The organism is Rheinheimera riviphila (assembly GCF_004005945.1).
GTDB lineage: Bacteria > Pseudomonadota > Gammaproteobacteria > Enterobacterales > Alteromonadaceae > Pararheinheimera > Pararheinheimera riviphila.
The window spans coordinates 52,554-68,688 of record NZ_SACS01000021.1; the positions used below are offsets into that span (position 1 = coordinate 52,554).

The following is a 16,135-nucleotide window of genomic DNA, read 5'->3' on the forward strand; positions in this document are numbered from 1 at the left end:
AGTGTACTCTGGTGGCAGTGGACCAGCCAAACACTATTGACCACAAAAGCGGAACTTAACTGCCAAACAGCTCTAGCAACAACGTTTGGGTGTCCCGGCAAAAAAGCTGCGGATGTTGTCAGCGGTTTGTTCGACCAATGTTTGCATCGCTTGCTGACTGGCCCAGCCGACATGGGGTGAAATGAGGATGTTTGGTACGTCTGGTTGCAACAGCGGGTGATCAAGAGGTGGTGGTTCGATGTCTAATACATCAAGTGCGGCGCCGGCCAGCTGGCCGCTTTTCAGCACTTGGGCCAGTGCGGTGGAGTCAATCAGACTGCCACGGGCAGTATTGAGCAGCACCGCCGAGGGTTTCAGCCAGCTTAAGGTTTCGCGATTTAACAGCTGTTGATTGTCGGCGGTCGCGGGGCAGTGCAGTGACAGGACATCGGCTTGCTGTAACGCCTGGCGAAAACTCAGTCGTCCTTTGCGAACAACGGCGCTGTCCGGTCGCTCGGCGATCAGAATGTTCATGCCAAATGCGGCCGCCAGTTGCGCGGTCGCCTGTCCCAATCCGCCGTAACCGACCACAGTAAAATTCAGCCCGGCTAATTGCCGGATCGGGTAACCCAACCAGCAAAACTGCGGGCTTCGGCTCCAGGCGCCTTGTTGCACCGCCTGCTGATAAGGCACGATTTGATTAAACAATCCCAGCAACAACGCCAGCGCTTGCTGCGGCACTGCGTGCTGGGCGTAGTCACGGGCGTTGCAGACGGTGATCCCGGCCGCTGCTGCTGCTATCAGATCAACATTATTAACGCCGGTGGCGGCAACACAAATCAGTTTCAAGTTGGGTAATTGCGCCAAGGTGGTCGCGTTTAGCACCACTTTATTGACGATTGCGACCCTGGCGTCAGCCAACCGAGCCAGTACTTCGTCAGGCGCAGTGTGCGGGTAGCATTTAAACGGCATTGCTAATTGTTGCAACGGGCTTAAATCAACGTCCGGCAAAGTTGCCTGATCCAAAAATACCAGCTGAGGCATTGGCTGTCCTTATTCGTGTAAAGCTTGCTTTTAGCAAAAGAAACACCTATTGATAAAGTAGCTTATGATTTTTAATGATCCGACGATGTTTGGCGCTGGATGGCAGTCTATGTTTGTATTGAAGGTTCATTTTGCCATAACCCGTTACTGCTGCGGCATGTTGTTGCTGTTGTTTTTGCCGGCTGTGATGGCGAAATCGATTACGATCGCGGCTTCTCCGTGGCAAGGACTGACCCATGCCGACGGCTCTGGTTTATATTTTCAGATTTTCCGCGAAGCGATGGCCAGCCAGGATATCAAACTGAATTTTCGGCTCAGTAACTGGAAGCGGGCAAAACACATGTTTTATGCCAAGCGGGCTGATGTGTTGTTGGCGGATTATCACCACGAAGATCCCAGTCGGTTTTTTCCACGCTGGCATCTGGATTATGATCAAAGTGTGCAGTTGTACAGCCTACAGCCGCTGCAAAACTTAGCCCAGTTAAAAGACCGTCCGGTGGGCTGGTTGTTGGGGTATGACTTTGATCAGTATTTACCGGTTCCGGTTGAACCCTATGAAGTGGCCACTGAAGAAGAAGGTTTTATGCTGTTGCAACACCAACGGCTGGCGGCATTTATCAGCTATCAGAGTCATCAACCAGATCCAATGGTGCTGCCGCTGTATAGTCTGGAGATTTTAGCAGCACAGCCACTTTACCCATTGTTTCAGAACGATTTTGAAGGCAGACAGCTGGCCAGAGCTTATGATTTGGGTATGGCGCAGCTGTATCGGAGTGGCAGGCTGGCCGAACTCCATCACAGCCGGACCAGCTATCAACATGCTCGTTATGAACAGGTGAAATAATGCTGCCTGTTCGGCTCAGAATAGCCCAGACTAACGATACACCACATCCCCATACATCGGTGCCAACAGGCCCAGCAGCTGGTTTTGTGCGGCAATGCTAATGTTCTGTTCCGTCATCACTTTCATCAGATGCCGCACCAGATTGTCAAAATCGGCCTGGGTGATTTTAAAACCGGTGTGACTTTCCTGCATGCTGACACCGGTGTATTTACACGGGCCACCGCTGAGTTCACAGAGCTGTTCAATCAATAACTTCCGAAATCTGGCAATATCAGTGTCGCGAAAATGGTGAACGATTTGTGGGTCGTTTTCAATTTCGACCAATAAAGCATCGACGATTTTTTCGATGCCCACTGTGCTGCCAAGCTGTTGATACAGATGATCTTTCGAAGCTGTCTGACTACAACCGCTCAGGGCGGTTACCCCAAACACCGCTAAACACAAACTCAGCCATAGGCCGGATAAAGATGATGCTTTCATTAGGGATGCTTTGATTAGAGATGCTTTCATTAAAAGGTGGCCTCCAGCGCCAGATAATAGCCTTGTTGTTGGGCGAGGCCAGCGATGCTGCCTAAATCAACATAACCACCCACCACACTGAAATTCTGGTTAATAAACCAACCGACAAAAATATCGCGCCAGTGTTCTTCGTCAGCAAAGGCCAGATTGTTTGGTTTTTGCCGGAATTCAATACCGACCGCCAAATCCGGCCGTAGCAGCACCGCCGCTGAACTTTCAAACATATATTGGTAGTTATTGTGGTTGGCGCCGCCAAAACCGAGCAAGCCAATTTGGTTGGCTTTAGTGGCGCGAATGGTGGCGTTTAATAACAGGTTGCGACCCGCCACCGCGCCAAAATACACTTTGCTGGCGGCGAGATAGACATCGGTACCGGAATCGTTTTGCGCGCCAACGGCCAGGGGTAAACCGGAGTTGCGGTGTTTTTTATACTGTAATCCAACACTGATTTGCGGCAGGCTGGTGTACAACAATTCACCGGCGATATGGTATTTCAGACCCAAGACGTCCTGCTGTAAATCGCCACCAATAGTATCGAGGTTAAATTTCTGCCGGGTCAGTGACACTTCCCATTGATTGTTATAACTGGCGCCGATGCCGAAATTTTGTAAGGTAAAGTCATCAACACCGACGCGGCTGGTAAAGCTATTGACCGACCACTGGCCGCTACTCGCGTAGCCGTTAATCACCGCCCAGGGCACAATGCCACCCCCAGCGGCGCCTTCAATCGAGGTCGAACCGCCGGTGGCAATGACTTTACTGCCCGCGGCCGCTGGCAATGACAGCATCAATCCAACCAAAGCACAGATCAGTCGTTTCATCAAAAACTCCCGCTATTATCGCTGCGACCAAACCAACGGTCGCGACTGGGTTCAAACGTCTGCAGCCATTGCTCAAAGGCTGCTGCCGGCAAGGGTTTGGAGAAAAAATACCCCTGCACTGTATCCACACCATGCTGTTGTAGTTTGGCAAGGCCGGCGACATTTTCCAAACCTTCCGCTGTCACCTTTAAACCCAGGCCATGTGCCAGTTGAGTGGTGGCTTGCACTATCAGCTCATCATTTTGATTATGCTCAATATCTTTAATAAATGCGCGGTCAATTTTCACTTCGTGGACCGGCAATTGTTTCAGATACGCCAATGATGACTGGCCGGTACCAAAGTCGTCAATCGCCAGTTCGATGCCCATATCCCGCAGCTGGGTTAACACATGAATGACCTGTGCCGGGTCCTGCATCACCGCGCCTTCGGTTACTTCCAACGCCAGCGCCGACGGTGACAGCTGAAAATGCTGTAACCGGCTTGCCATCTGCGCTGGCAATTCGGGATTGAGTAAATCGTGCGCCGATAGGTTAATTGCGACTTTCATTTTAAGCTGTTGCTGCTGCCAGCGCGTCAGCTGGGCCAGCACCTGGTCAATCATCCAATCCGTCACCAGCGCAATTAAGCCGGAATGTTCGGCCAACCGGATAAATTCATCCGGCGGAATAAAACCAAGTTCCGGGTGTTGCCAGCGGATCAGCGCCTCAGACGAGTGACAAATTTGCTGGCCAAGGCTGACTTTAGGCTGATACACCACAAACATCTGACCACTTTTTAACGACAACGGCAGGTCACGCAGAATGGTTAGTTCGCGCTGATGACTTTCATCCTGACCTGATTGATACACCGCCAGATGGTCATGTCGCACCTTGGCGTGCACCATCGCAATATCGGCCCGGCGCAAAGCATCGTCGGCGCTGATCTCGGTCGATTCCAGCACATAAAGCGCCAGCGCCAGCGTCAGATTCATGCTGGAACCACCGAGTTTAAATTCCTGACTCAGCGCAAATTGCAGGCTCGCAAGCGGCGTTGTTCGGCTTTGTTGGGGCGGCTGTTGTGGAAATTGTTGTGGTAGCTGTTGTGGTAAAAGCAGCAAAAATTCATCGCCACCAAGCCGCGCCAGTAATAATGGCGGCTGCAGGCTTAATAGTGGGCTCGATTTCAGGCGGTTGGCCAGTTGTTGCAGTAACAAATCGCCATTCTGATAACCAAAGGTGTCGTTGATATGTTTAAAGTCTTTGATGTTGATCAGCAATAATTGCAAGTTCGGCTGGTGCAGCAGCGCTGGTAATTGTTGTTCGACAAAACTGCGGTTGGCGAGGCCGGTCAGTGAATCATGTTGTGACTGGAACAAGATTTGTTGTTCACGCTGTAAAATATCCTGCTGCATTTTGGTCAGGGTTTGGCTGAGTAAACCCACTTCACCTTTATGAATAAGGGGCGCTGTTGCTCGGATCCCCTGACCAATTTGCCGTGCAAAATCAGTGAGTTGGCGTAGTGGCTGGGTAATGCTGCGCGCCACCAGATAGGCGAGTAATAAGGCCAACGATAGGCCAAGACCAAAAATCAACAGCAATTGGCTGCGCGCCTGTAGATAGTTGTCACGCCAGCGGGCAGTGGCTAAATGTAAAAACGCAAACAATTGCTGCTGGCTGTCGAGCGCCACGGCGTGGGTTAAATAAGGCGGGATCACATCGTCAAACACCAGATTTTCGCCATCGCCGACACTAGATCCGGTATTGTGCGGCAAGGTTGCCGGTAGCTGTTGTTGCAAGGTGGTGGCCAGTAGTAGCTGCTGGCCCGGCGTCACCCGGCTGAAGCTGATGTCCAGATCGGTCACACCTTTGATTTGGGTGGCTAAATCCTGATCCAATAAAAACCCCATGCCGACCCAAGCGATCAGCTGCGGGGCTTTCACCGGCATCATTACCAACTGATAAGCGTCGTCACCGATCAGCACAATATCGGCCAGACTGTCGCGGCCACTTTGCTTCATTTCTTTATATAAAATTGTGATTTGCGTCTGGCTGATTTGTTGCTGTGTGCTGGCAAGTAATTCGCCGCTGGGGGATAACAACACACTGACATTGGCCTGAATACGGCCACCATGATTCTCCAGCACCGAGGCGATGGTTTCCTGCTCGGACGTTGCCACGGCGCGGCGAAAACCAAAATCACTGGCAACGATCCGTACTGAAGTACTGAGCTGCTCGGAGCGGTTGGCGAGGGCTTGCTGGAACACTTTGCTGGCGACCGACAACGACTGCTGCGCCTGAGAATAACTGTCCCGTTTCATCGCACTGAGCGTGGCAAAACCAATGGCAACCGCCATCAAGCTGAGCAAGCCTAACAATAATAAGATCAATCGGATGCGTAACGAATCGAACATGAGACCTCGGTGATATTCGGTCCTCAGCAATAACCTGAGCATACCATAATCGAAACATAACAAAAGTTACGGATTTGCATATCCATCTGATTTTTAGACAGTTCAACCGGTTTATTTCGGACTTTACTGCTGATTTTGTGGTAGCGGCTGGTCTTTAGATGAAGTAAAACCAGCATCTAACCTTAAGCTGGGATCGGCAGAACTTCAAATTTCGGCCGCAGGGTGATCAGGATCTTTCAGAATCTTCAGCTGTGCGAGGGCGCTTTACAGTGTGAAACGAACTGGCTGGCAGTACAATTGCTGACGAACCAATTACTGACGAACAGGGATTATTTGGCCCTGCTATCTGCTGATTGTGGTGCTCAGCATTGCGCTATATGTGACTGGCTCAGCATTCCTTCCTGAATGGTGGCGGCCAGAAAGTCGTAGTATTTGGACCAGGCGTTTTCTATGTTGGCGTTGCACTGACCTTTTAATTCATGCTGAATCGCCAAGAGCAGGGCTGATTTGACAATGCCAAAGTGACACGATTCGACACCATAAGCGCGGTGCCTTTCGCCTAAATTCAGGAGGGTCGTTCGAAGTGATTCCGGATGCGTCACATTGCCGACCGCAGTGCTGAAAATGATGAAAAAATGCTGTTCGATCAGTTGACGATCACTTTTGAACATTGGTTTAATCATCGGAGCCAATTCAAACAAACAATCATAAAAAAGCTTTGCAAAGCTTTTCTCGGCCTGATCCAGCAATAAAAAGGTCGAGGTGATGGTGTGTTTTTCGACCACAGTCAATTCCATTTGAACTCTCTCCATCGCTTAAATAAGCTGTGGTTAATACTATAGTCCGAAGTGCTACCCCAATTGTGATTTAATAAAGTCAAAAAAAACTGCCCCCGAAGGAGCAGTTCATCGATGCCGTCATCAGCGATCAGAGCATCGCCTTTGACTCGTCGCTGGACGATTTACTTAACGGCGACGGGCTAACCACAGCAGTGCTGGTACCAACAACAGCAACGTTGCTGGTGCCGGAACTTCTTCCACGCCTTCAATCACGCCGCTGGTGTTGCCGATTTGCACTTCGTCAGCCGGGATCTCAACACCCCAGCCATCGCTTAATTCAACTTTGTTGAAGTTCAGGGCAAAAGCACCGGCTTTTTTGGCGATAAAAGTAATGGTCGCCAGCTGGAAACGGTTGTCTGGCGTGGCTTGTAACTCAGCCAGTTCAAAATCTAATGCGTCAAAGTTCAGTTCCGAGAAGTTCAGCAAATTGCCGCTGACGGCTGAATATTTGTCGGTGTCAGCAAAAACGGTCAGGTAATTGCCAAAGGTGATGCTGTCAAAGGTCAGAGCCGTTGATTTAAACCATAAATCGAGATTAAAACCGGCCAGCGCGGTGTTTAAATCGCTCATCCAGATACTGGCGCTGATGGTATCGCCTTTCTGATAGCTGGTATTGTCCAGTTCAACACTGATTAAAGCAGCCTGTGTTTGCAGGCTGAAGAATAAACCGAGTACCGCAAAGAATTTTTTCATTGTTCACATCCAAAATTAATCATTTAATCAAATTGTTATGCTGTAAAGACCGCAGCGCAGTTCAGCACTGCGGTCATGTGCGAAGCAGACTGCTTATTTAATCGCGCAGCGGGCATAAGTACATAACGCCGCCATCGCCCGCGCATCGGTACTGTTCACTTTGCCATCTTTGTTAAAGTCGTAGCTTAAACTCAGCACCGCACCACTGCGCAGTAACTGGTTAAACAGGTTGATATCGTTGTTATCAACATCACCGTCTTTATCCAAATCAGCAGGTTTTGCCGTGCTCAGTGCCAGTTCTACTACGACCGGATCGTGGTCAGAAGAGCGGAACGGCGTGTCCTGATACAAGTCGGATTGTTGTTGTGATGTTTTGTCTTCGACGTTGTAGTCAAACACAATCGGCTCGTCGGAGTTGATATGCCATTCAGTGGCATAAGACACCTGCGATGACAAGCTGCTGCTGGCCAGAGCGTGGTCCAGATAACCACTTTCACCGCTGAAGCTGTAGCCATAACCACGATTACCCTGATGTTTTTCAATCAGGTTAACAAAACCAGCGCTAACGAAGGTATGAATTGGATCTTCTTTGGCGTAAGCGTTTAAGTCACCAATCACCAGTACATCTGGATCGGTGCTGCCGGTAGGCGCGGTGTTTAAGAATGCCATCAGCTGTGTTGCAGCCTGCACCCTGGTCGCATTCCAGCAACTTTGGCCATCTTTAAAGTCGCGATCCGGACTGGTTGAACCCGGGCAGCTGCCTTTTGATTTAAAGTGGTTGACTGCCACACTGAACACTTCATTGGTTTTCACTTCTTTGAAGGTTTGGACCAATGGTTGACGGTTACCAAAACCAAACACACCGCTGCTGGTGGTAACTGCATTACCCACCGGCACTACCGAAGCAGCTTTGTAAATCAGGCCAACGGAAATTTCATCAGTACCAAGTGCGGTGCTGCCTGGCACGCTGGCGAAGCTATAAGTGCCGGCACCGGCCACCGCATTCAGGCGGCTGACTAAATCAACGATAGCGCTGGCGGAACCATAACCGTCGTTTTCAATTTCCATCAGACCTACCACATCTGCGTCCATTGCCGCCAAAGCCGCGACAATTTTGTCAGCCTGACGTTCAAATTCCACAGTGCTGTTGGCGCCGCGTGAGGTTGGGAAACCCGTGCCATCGCCGTTCCCGTTGAAGTAGTTCAGCACGTTAAAGCTGGCAACGGTCAGACTGTCCTGACGTTTCAGCTCTGGCGCGTCCTGGCGCAGGTTGCTGGCAGTATGGGTTGGCGTGACGGCTGGCAATAACCGCCAGGCGCTGAAGCTGAAGTCCAGCACACCTTGCAGATTACTGAACGTATCGCCCAGACGGACCGGGTTGTTCATGGTTAAACCTGGCGCTGGGTAGCTGATATTGGCCGGGTTTTTGCCGTTTTGCAGGTCGTCCAGAATGATTTTATCCAGCTTGTTCTGCGCGGCAAGGGCGATGGCTTCAGCCGTGCCCGGACGGAACTGGTTGGTTGGGGTGTACAGACGTTTCGACGACAAACCCAATTCACCATAAGTGCCGAGGCTGAAGGTATCAGACACAGTCAGCGACTGACCGATTTGCACTTGCATACTTTCCAGCGCTTCCAGGCCGGTCAGATTGCTGAACGGCAGGCTGAGTGCTACCGGAGCAATTGCTTCACCCGGGCCACAATCCAGCAATGCGGCTGAGCGTTTTAACTGGGTTTTGGTGAAGAATTCTTCAACCACACCGATGATCCGCACTTTGCTGCCCGCTGCCGGGTAGTCCGTCACGCCGTTGTTGTAGATAAAGATTGCTTCGGAAGTGGCTGGGTTGTTGTCTGAATCTGCCGCTTCTTCCTGCACATAAAAGCCAGTGGCTGTTTGCAGTTGCTGAGTGACAATACCTTCAATAATATGAATTTTGCCAACTTCGGCTGATGCAGTGCCGCTGCCCTGAATGGCGCTGATGAAAGTTGCGGTTTCACCGCAGGCGCCGATCAACGGATCCGGCGTTGGGTCCGGATCTGGATCCGTGCCGCCACCGCCTTCCATGCTATGAGAACCCAGGTTGCTGAAAGTGTTGACGGCAAAAGAGACCCATTGGGCTGCCGGGTCAAAAGCATCACTGCCATCGTTGTCGCCCTGAGTGACAGTTGATTGGCGGACCAGGGTTTTATCGATGGTTTTGATATCGCCAGTGCCCCAGCTACTCGCAGGACGGAAACCAATCTGACCCACGACATCAACCAAAGTAGTGCCGTTGTATAACGCAACGGCGTCATCACCGTTAAAATTGCCTGAGCCGAGCGTTAAGCTGGCGGACGTTTGTTTGTCTTTTAATTCTTGCACTGCGGCGGTATCAACCAACACCAACACCGATTTGGCGGCAATTTCACCGGATAAATTCACGGTTTTGCCGGCGGTGACGGCGCCGTTTGAAAATACTTTGATACTGTAACCGGCTAGATTTAACGGGCTGCTTGAAGGGTTGTAAATTTCCAGCGCTTTATTGTTTGAAGAACCTTCTACATATTCAGAAATAAAAGGTTCAGCCTGAAGTGCGGGCGCCAAAAGCGCTGGCAGCAGGAGCAGTTTAAATTTCATAGGGTTTCCATGGCTGTTGGTTGATTGTTTGGTTACTTGTGTTCTTAATTTTTTAGTTAATTGTTTGATTAATTTGTTTGATTAATTTGTTTGATTAATTTGTTTGTCGATTCTTGTTAGTTCTGCAGTTGATCGCTTTGTTGGAAATTTAACAGTGCCGACTTTGCTATCGGACTCATACACCACAGATCATGACTGTGGTGTTGATGTTCAGCTTGGCTAAATTAGAGAATAATTATGACAATTTCAATATAGAGTTATTAAGCTTTTCAAAACGTTATCTCATTTATGTAAAGTATCCTGACACTTTTTTGCTAAGCTTTTGATTTACTGGACGGATCAGTAATTAAGTTTTTTTGAATTAATTTTCAGCATCCTTGGTCACGGCAGTTGGCAGGTAAGCACTTCGCCGTTAAGCTGGTTAAAACCTGTTTTTTCAGGCGGTTTTGTTAACATTTGACGCCGCCATTATTGCCTGCGGAGCAATCATGCCACAACCAGTGATCCTGGCCATTGATCAAGGTACTTCGTCTAGCCGCGCCATGTTATTTAGTCGTGACGGAGAGCTACTTGCGCAAGCGCAACAAGAGCTGAATTGCCACTTTCCACAATCGGGCTGGGTGGAGCAGGATGCTGAACTGATTTGGTTATCGGTGCTGGCGGTATGCCGGGATGTGCTGGCGCAAGCTGTCGCGTTGGATCTTGAGGTGACCGGCATCGGCATCAGCAATCAACGTGAAACCACAGTGCTGTGGCATCAACAAAGTGGTGACGTGCTGGCGCCGGCTATCGTCTGGCAAGATCGGCGCACGGCGGACTATTGTCAACAACTTCAAATCCATGCGCCGCTGGTGCGGAAAAAAACCGGGCTGGAGTTGGATCCATATTTTTCGGCTTCGAAAATCCGCTGGTTGCTGGACCACCAGCCTGAAGTCAAACAAGCGCTAGATGACCAGCAACTGGCCTTTGGCACTATCGATAGCTTTCTACTGTGGCGACTAACCGGCGGCAAAGTACACGCCACCGATACCAGCAATGCCAGCCGCACTTTATTGCTGAACCTGCAAAGCCTAAGCTGGGATACGGAGTTACTGCAGCTGTTTGATATTCCGCTGGAAATGTTGCCACAGGTGAAACAAAGCGCCGATGATTTTGGCCGCTGCGATGCAAAATGGTTTGGCACTGAATTGCCAATTCTGGCGCTGATTGGCGATCAACAAGCAGCGGCGATTGGTCAGGGTTGTGTCAGTAGCGGTTCGTTAAAAAGTACATATGGCACTGGTTGTTTTGCGCTGTTAAATACCGGTTGTCAGCCACTGATTTCCGAACAGCGGCTGTTATGCACTGTCGCCAGTACGGTGCAGGGGCAAACCCAATATGCGCTGGAAGGGGCGATTTTTGTTGCAGGTGCGGCGGTAAAATGGCTGCGCGATCAGCTGGGTATTATCCAGTGCGCCAGTGAAACTGAAGCCTTGGCAGCCAGTCTGCCGGATAACGGTGGTGTGTATTTAGTGCCGGCATTTACCGGTTTGGCGGCGCCTTATTGGCGCTCTGATGTCAAAGCCAGTCTCAGTGGCCTTAGCCTGGGTAGCGGCAAAGCGCATCTGGCGCGTGCTGTGCTGGAAGCTGTTGTGTATCAAACCAGCGATTTGCTGCAGGCGATGCAAGCGGATGGTGCCAGTATCAGTCAGCTGCAAATTGACGGTGGTATGGTGGCGAACAACTGGTTCTGTCAGCACTTAGCCGATGTGTTGAATCTGACGGTGCTGAGGCCTGCTGTGGCTGATACCTCGGCTTATGGCGCGGCATTATTGGCGGGGGTTCAAGCCGGTTGGTACGGCAGTTTGGCCGAAACCGCGTTGGTGCAAAAAGCAGTGACATGCTTTACACCAGCAATGGCTGCTTCTGAGCGCGCTATGTTGCTGGAAGACTGGCGCCATGCAGTACACAAGGTGCTGAGCTGATGCTGAAAAAGTACCTGCAGCAAATTAAAGACGGTAAATCGGTACAGTACAGCAAAATGCTGCAATTACTGCCGCCGGGCTTTTATCAGCGCCGGGCTGAGCTGTTTAAAGTGCGGGTAGTCGGCGCCGGAAAATGGCAGGTCAGTGTTGTTGATGCTGCGTTGTTTGAACAGTTGTGGCAAAGCGCGCTGGAACCGGCTAGCCGGCAAATCGCCAGTTTGCAGGGCGATTCGCACCGCGCCAATACCTCACATAGTTATCTGCTGTTGTATCACCAGGCATTAACCGATGCTCGGCCCGATTTAGTATTGGCGCAAAGTAAGTTTGATGGCAGCGTGCAGCTACTGCAGAATTTTCAGCCGAAAAAGTGCTTGTTACTGATTGAAAACGAAGAGAATTTCTTCCGCCATCCTGAAGTTGTCGCTTTGGCGCAGCAGATGTTGGTGCAGGATTTTAGTCTGGCGAGTAGCGATATAGCGTTGGCATCTGGTTCCCGCATTGGTTCGGCGTTACTGCAGCCATTTCTGGCGCAGTACAAAGACATCTATTGTGCTTTTGACTATGACGCTGCTGGCCTGGAAACCTTTGATTTGCTGCAGAAAAAATGGGGCGACAAAGTGAAGTTGGTGGTGTCCCCGGATTTAACGCCCTGGCTTGGTGGTTTTATTCATCCGCCAAAACAACCGCAGCAGCTTACCAAAGCGCTGCAACTGGCGGAAAAACATCAGCTGTTTGGCTTGGTGGAGGCATTTAGCAAAACCAAAAACTTCCTGGAGCAGGAAGTTTTGTTGCGAGGGTAAATGACGCAGAAGGTATTCATTCGAAAACCGCGGGCTACAACCGCGATTGCCGTCAATGGCGTACTACCGCTGACGCGGTGAGTAGCGCCCTACGGTTTTTTATCTTCAAATCAATGCTTTAAACGTATGTTAAGCGTAGGGCGGACTCACCGCAGGTAGTCCGCCAACAAGCCTGCAAGCGTCAGTCCATCAACCGGCTTTTTAAAAAAATATGTTCAAGCAAACCTTAACTCGTTGCCGCTACCGCTTGTTTCACTTGCAATGCCAACTGCTCTTGCAACGCCGGATCCAGCTTTAACTGGCGCGCCAGTTCCTGCAAATAGGATTTTTCCATAAAATTCTGCTCATCTACCGTGAGCAAACTAGCCAGATACATCTCTGCTGCCATCGCCTGATCTTTGGCGTGTGAAGCCACTTCGGCTGGATCCAACGGCTTTTTCAGCTCGCGATCAACCCATTGTTGTAATGAAGGATCTGAGGTTAATTTCGCCACTTCGCCATCAATCAGTTCACGCTCACGATCGTCAATATGGCCATCGGCTTTGGCGGCTGCAATCAGTGCCACCAAAATCACGGTGCAATGCACTTCGGCTTGTGGTGCAGACAGCTGATCAAAAGGCTGCACCGGATTTGATTGCTGACTTTGCCCCGGGCTCTGCTGCTGATAATTTTGATAAGCTTTAAACGCCAATGCACCAAGCGCAGCTAAACCACCGTAAGTGAGTACCGTGCCACCCATTTTCCGGCCGGACTTGCTGCCAAGTAACAAACCTAAAGCACCACCGGCCATCGCGGCGCCACCTTTACCGGATAACAACGATGACAGCGTGTCGGTCAGACTGCCGCTGCTTTGGCTTTTTTGCTGGCCGTAGTTGCTGTTGCCAGAAGTCGATTGACCGTAACCTGATTGGCCATAGCCTGAGCTGCCAGAAGATTTCCCCTGCAACATTTCGCTGCCTGAACGTAATAACTGATCGAGTAAACTTTTAGTATTCATCCGGTTTCCTTGTGATTTCCGTGTGAAGCAGGGGTGTCATAACTGACAAGATAGTCAGAGCTTAACTTTGTCTCTGACCTCACAGCAAGGCCGTAAGTTGCAGCAATCGGCAAAGCTTTGTATCTGAATGTAACACTTTGAGTGTAGAAAGCGGCGGCCAATAGTTTTAATCTGTACAAATATACAGTCTTTGATACACTCAAAATATCCCTGTTTTTTATAAAATAGCCCATGGCCGCATCACAACTGCAGTTACCACCGGATTATTATCTGACCCATTTTCGCGATTTGCTGGCGGTGTTGCACAGTCGTTATCACAGCGTATTGTTGCCGAAGCATCTGCAACTGATTGAAAAATTTCAGCAATTGCCATTAACCGCCCAGCGGCTGTGGGTGCGGCTGTTAAACCGCAAAGGGCTGGTGTTTGCCCTCAAAGATGTTGAATACGACGAAGTGCCAGATCAAGCGGCCGCGGTGGCGATGCTGTTTCACGCAGGATTACTGGATAGGCCATCAACTGCCGAAGATCTCGCTGATTGGCTACAACGCGCCAATAAAGAGCATTTGCTGGAGCTGGTTACTTTGGCGGGTGGTGAACTGGATCCAGTGTTGCCCGTCCTCAAAAAAGCCAGTACCAAACCGCAGATCCAGCAGTATATAGAACAACATCAGCTACTTACGCCAGGCTCGATCCAATTATGGTCTGAGCAGCATGGCGAACTGGTCGCACTGCGGGCGCAAACCGAATTGCAGTATCTGTATTTCCTGTATTTTGGCCGTTTTGAAACCAGCCTAACCGCATTTACACTACGCGATTTAGGCATTCTGCCGGGCAGTGGTTTTAAACAAGAATTTCAGGCGCGTTACACCGACCGCGATCAGGCGCTGGCGGCTTTTGCATATGCCCGGTTAAAACCACAGCTGCAGACTTTGCAGCAAGGCTGGAAAAGTCTGGATCTACTGGCTCAGGAAGCGGCATTGCGGCAATGGCAACAACAAATGCTGGCGTGGCCTGAGCCTTTGGATGATCGCACGCGGTTGCAACGGGAAGCGTTATGCACAGCGCTGGGTCGGCTGACAGAAAAGCTGCTCACGCACGTCAGTGGCGATGTTGTCTTAATAGACGATGCTCATCGTCAGCGCGCTGCATTAACCCAACTCGCCATCGGCTTTTACCAGCAAAGCGCCAGTTATCCGGCATCCGAACGCCTGCTGCGGTTGTTTTATGCCAATCGCACCGATCCGCAGATGGCGCAAGCCATGCAACAACAGCTTCAGCAAATGCTCGATAACCCAAGTTGCGACGATGAACTGTGGTTTGCCCGCGATTTTGCCAGTCGTAAACTGCAGCAAAAACCCACCTCAGATTTGACAGACTTTTTACGCAGCGCTGCCACCATCACGCTGGACGAATTGTATCTGGGTCAAACCGAACGCGGTGCAGTGCAATATTTTAAGCAACAGGGTTATCAGGCGTTTCATGCCGAAAACGAACTCTGGCTGGGCTTGTTTGGCTTGTTGTTGTGGCAGCCGTTGTTTGAGTCTGAGCAAAGTGCCATCTACAACGAGTTTGAACGAAGGCCGCGTGATTTAACCAGCGGCGAATTTTATCAGCGCCAGCAAGCCTTGATTGAACAGCAAATCGCGTTATTGGACGATCCGGCCGTTGCCGTCAAACAACTGCTGAAAACCTACAGCGCACAGTTTCAAAAAGCCAATGCGGTGTTTAGCTGGCATCCGGATTTGGCGGCGATGTTGCCGTTATTGGTGCATGGCGCGCCAGCTGGGACGCTTTCGAAAATCATCCGGCAGATGGCACAGGATTTTCGTCGTTGCAGCAGCGGTTTTCCGGATTTATTGCTGGCCAGAGAAAGTGCCGCTGGCACGCCAGAAATCCAGTTGGTGGAACTCAAAGCCGTCGGCGACAGTTTAAGGCGCAACCAGCTCACCCGATTGATGAGCCTGCGCGAGTTTGGCTTTGCGGTGTCGCTGATGCAAGTGCAGTGGTGGCAAAGTCCGGATCGGGTTTATGTGGTGATTGACGTTGAAACCACCGGTGGCAAAGCAGAGAACGATCGCATCACCGACATTGCCGCTTACAAAGTGCAATACGGCGAGATTATCGATGAGTTTTCCAGCCTGGTGAACCCGCAGCGGCGCATTCCTTATTTTATCCAGAAATTAACCGGCATCACCAACGAGATGGTGGCATCAGCTCCGCTATTTTCCGAAATTGCCGCCAAGCTTTCGGAATTTATCGGCGACAGTATTTTTGTTGCCCACAACGTTAATTTTGACTACGGTTTTGTCCGAGCAGAACTTGGCCGTTGTGGTTATCCGCTGCAACTACCGAAGTTTTGCACCGTGGTGCAAATGCGCCGAGCTTACCCGGGGCTTGCCAGTTACAGCCTTGGCAAGTTGGCGCAACATTTTGAAATTCCACTGCATAACCACCATCGCGCTGCCGCTGATGCCAGAGCGACGGTGGAGCTGTTGAAGCTGATTCAGGCGAAAACGTTGGTGGGGGTGGTGCTGCAGGATTGAGGTGGCCGTTGCGGCTGACGTTTAAATAAAATGTCAGCTATCGCAAATATCACCGTTGACCGCACCTGTAGACAGGTGCTAATAA

At 50.5% G+C, this 16,135-nt stretch carries 12 protein-coding genes; 4 read left to right on the forward strand and 8 right to left on the reverse strand.

Annotation, left to right across the window (positions count from 1 at the left end):
- Nucleotides 1-72 precede the first annotated feature (72 nt).
- Nucleotides 73-1,023, reverse strand: coding sequence for a D-2-hydroxyacid dehydrogenase (locus EOE67_RS16615; protein WP_127700458.1), 951 nt, complete (start codon nucleotides 1,021-1,023; stop codon nucleotides 73-75).
- A gap of 109 nt (nucleotides 1,024-1,132) precedes the next feature.
- Here EOE67_RS16615 and EOE67_RS16620 point away from each other — a divergent pair, with 109 nt between their 5' ends.
- Nucleotides 1,133-1,867 (forward strand): type 2 periplasmic-binding domain-containing protein, encoded by a 735-nt coding sequence (locus EOE67_RS16620; protein WP_127700459.1) that lies wholly within the window; start codon nucleotides 1,133-1,135, stop codon nucleotides 1,865-1,867.
- Nucleotides 1,868-1,897: 30 nt separating this feature from the next.
- Here the strand turns inward: EOE67_RS16620 and EOE67_RS16625 are convergent, their stop codons facing one another.
- The 6 genes from EOE67_RS16625 to EOE67_RS16650 form a co-directional block, all read right to left on the reverse strand.
- Complete coding sequence (locus tag EOE67_RS16625) at nucleotides 1,898-2,347, reverse strand: group I truncated hemoglobin (RefSeq protein ID WP_127700460.1); 450 nt, start codon at nucleotides 2,345-2,347, stop codon at nucleotides 1,898-1,900.
- Between the two features lie 29 nt (nucleotides 2,348-2,376).
- Nucleotides 2,377-3,207 carry a DUF3034 family protein gene (locus tag EOE67_RS16630; protein WP_127700461.1) on the reverse strand — a complete coding sequence of 277 codons (831 nt, stop codon included), beginning with the start codon at nucleotides 3,205-3,207 and terminating at the stop codon, nucleotides 2,377-2,379.
- A complete protein-coding gene (locus tag EOE67_RS16635) occupies nucleotides 3,207-5,597 on the reverse strand; it encodes a putative bifunctional diguanylate cyclase/phosphodiesterase (protein ID WP_127700462.1) in 2,391 nt (796 codons plus the stop codon). The genes EOE67_RS16630 and EOE67_RS16635 overlap by 1 nt, the downstream gene beginning before the upstream one ends.
- A gap of 362 nt (nucleotides 5,598-5,959) precedes the next feature.
- Nucleotides 5,960-6,394: a globin domain-containing protein gene (locus EOE67_RS16640; protein ID WP_164852401.1), complete on the reverse strand. Its 435-nt coding sequence runs from the start codon at nucleotides 6,392-6,394 to the stop codon at nucleotides 5,960-5,962.
- Between the two features lie 168 nt (nucleotides 6,395-6,562).
- Complete coding sequence (locus tag EOE67_RS16645; RefSeq protein ID WP_127700464.1) at nucleotides 6,563-7,129, reverse strand: cohesin domain-containing protein; 567 nt, start codon at nucleotides 7,127-7,129, stop codon at nucleotides 6,563-6,565.
- Nucleotides 7,130-7,222: 93 nt separating this feature from the next.
- Entirely contained in the window at nucleotides 7,223-9,745 is a 2,523-nt protein-coding gene (locus tag EOE67_RS16650) for an ExeM/NucH family extracellular endonuclease (RefSeq protein ID WP_127700465.1), read from the reverse strand.
- A 488-nt stretch (nucleotides 9,746-10,233) separates the two neighbouring features.
- On the opposite strand from EOE67_RS16650, the gene glpK reads away from it, so the two are divergent.
- Both glpK and EOE67_RS16660 read left to right on the forward strand, forming a co-directional pair.
- Nucleotides 10,234-11,709 carry a glycerol kinase GlpK gene (gene glpK, locus EOE67_RS16655; protein WP_127700466.1) on the forward strand — a complete coding sequence of 492 codons (1,476 nt, stop codon included), beginning with the start codon at nucleotides 10,234-10,236 and terminating at the stop codon, nucleotides 11,707-11,709.
- On the forward strand, nucleotides 11,709-12,509 hold the full coding sequence (locus EOE67_RS16660) for a hypothetical protein (RefSeq protein ID WP_127700467.1): 801 nt from the start codon (nucleotides 11,709-11,711) through the stop codon (nucleotides 12,507-12,509). Before glpK ends, EOE67_RS16660 begins: the two co-directional genes overlap by 1 nt.
- Nucleotides 12,510-12,735: 226 nt before the next feature.
- On the opposite strand, the gene EOE67_RS16665 is transcribed toward EOE67_RS16660, so the two are convergent.
- Nucleotides 12,736-13,506, reverse strand: a complete 771-nt coding sequence (locus tag EOE67_RS16665) for a tellurite resistance TerB family protein (RefSeq protein ID WP_127700468.1) — start codon at nucleotides 13,504-13,506, stop codon at nucleotides 12,736-12,738.
- A 231-nt stretch (nucleotides 13,507-13,737) separates the two neighbouring features.
- Between EOE67_RS16665 and EOE67_RS16670 the strand changes: the two genes are divergently transcribed.
- Nucleotides 13,738-16,050 carry an exonuclease domain-containing protein gene (locus EOE67_RS16670; RefSeq protein WP_127700469.1) on the forward strand — a complete coding sequence of 771 codons (2,313 nt, stop codon included), beginning with the start codon at nucleotides 13,738-13,740 and terminating at the stop codon, nucleotides 16,048-16,050.
- Nucleotides 16,051-16,135 lie beyond the last annotated feature (85 nt).

Excerpts from the sequence above, each read along its gene's own strand:
- EOE67_RS16615 (WP_127700458.1), bottom strand. The coding sequence starts at position 1,023 with ATGCCTCAGCTGGTATTTTTGGATCAGGCAACTTTGCCGGACGTTGAT.
- EOE67_RS16620 (WP_127700459.1), top strand. The coding sequence starts at position 1,133 with ATGTTTGTATTGAAGGTTCATTTTGCCATAACCCGTTACTGCTGCGGC.
- EOE67_RS16625 (WP_127700460.1), bottom strand. The coding sequence starts at position 2,347 with ATGAAAGCATCATCTTTATCCGGCCTATGGCTGAGTTTGTGTTTAGCG.
- EOE67_RS16630 (WP_127700461.1), bottom strand. The coding sequence starts at position 3,207 with ATGAAACGACTGATCTGTGCTTTGGTTGGATTGATGCTGTCATTGCCA.
- EOE67_RS16635 (WP_127700462.1), bottom strand. The coding sequence starts at position 5,597 with ATGTTCGATTCGTTACGCATCCGATTGATCTTATTATTGTTAGGCTTG.
- EOE67_RS16640 (WP_164852401.1), bottom strand. The coding sequence starts at position 6,394 with ATGGAATTGACTGTGGTCGAAAAACACACCATCACCTCGACCTTTTTA.
- EOE67_RS16645 (WP_127700464.1), bottom strand. The coding sequence starts at position 7,129 with ATGAAAAAATTCTTTGCGGTACTCGGTTTATTCTTCAGCCTGCAAACA.
- EOE67_RS16650 (WP_127700465.1), bottom strand. The coding sequence starts at position 9,745 with ATGAAATTTAAACTGCTCCTGCTGCCAGCGCTTTTGGCGCCCGCACTT.
- glpK (WP_127700466.1), top strand. The coding sequence starts at position 10,234 with ATGCCACAACCAGTGATCCTGGCCATTGATCAAGGTACTTCGTCTAGC.
- EOE67_RS16660 (WP_127700467.1), top strand. The coding sequence starts at position 11,709 with ATGCTGAAAAAGTACCTGCAGCAAATTAAAGACGGTAAATCGGTACAG.
- EOE67_RS16665 (WP_127700468.1), bottom strand. The coding sequence starts at position 13,506 with ATGAATACTAAAAGTTTACTCGATCAGTTATTACGTTCAGGCAGCGAA.
- EOE67_RS16670 (WP_127700469.1), top strand. The coding sequence starts at position 13,738 with ATGGCCGCATCACAACTGCAGTTACCACCGGATTATTATCTGACCCAT.